This window comes from Oleiphilus sp. HI0125 (assembly GCF_001635355.1).
The window spans coordinates 1-646 of record NZ_LWGF01001174.1 but is presented as its reverse complement, the minus strand read 5'-3'; the positions used below and the strand labels follow the sequence as shown (position 1 = coordinate 646).

Here is a 646-nt window from a genome sequence, read left to right as displayed (position 1 = left end):
CTCACCGTGAACAATCTCTACAAGGCGCAATGCGTCTTGTTCCATGTCTATCACAATTTCGTCAACACGTCGTAGGAAATAACGGTGGAAGATCAATGCTGGAATAGCGACAGTCAAACCGGCTGCCGTCGTAATCAGTGCTTCCGAAATACCACCTGCAAGCGCTGCAGCGTTACCAGCACCCTCTAATTGTAATTGAGCAAAAACCTTGATCATACCGATAACGGTTCCTAACAAACCAAGTAGGGGCGTGATCACAGCTACAGTACCAAGACCCGTTAAGAAACGTTCCATTTCATGCACGACATGGCTCGCTTCTTCTTGAATGCTTTCTTTCATGACTTCGCGGCCATGTTTCGCATTCACTAGACCCGCAGCTAAAATTCGGCCGATCGGCGCAGCTTCTTTCAATTCACGAAGCTTTTTAGAGTCTAATTCTTTGCGTTTAATCCAGCCCCACAAATCATTAACAAGCGCTTTCGGAGCGAGGCGATTAGCACGTAAAGTCCAGAATCGTTCAATAATAATTGCTAAGGCTAAAACAGAACAAAGCAATAGCGGGAACATAATAATCCCACCGGGCTTTAATAGATCTAACACAGAGGTTCTCCTAAGAAGCGAGGCCGCTTTAATTTTTTTATAACAG

The 646-nt window shown here is 45.0% G+C and carries 1 protein-coding gene; it reads right to left on the bottom strand.

The features are described 5' to 3' along the window. On the bottom strand, nucleotides 1-600 hold a 600-nt coding region (locus A3762_RS20380), incomplete at its 3' end, for a MotA/TolQ/ExbB proton channel family protein (protein WP_068757373.1). Between the last annotated feature and the right edge of the window lie 46 nt (nucleotides 601-646).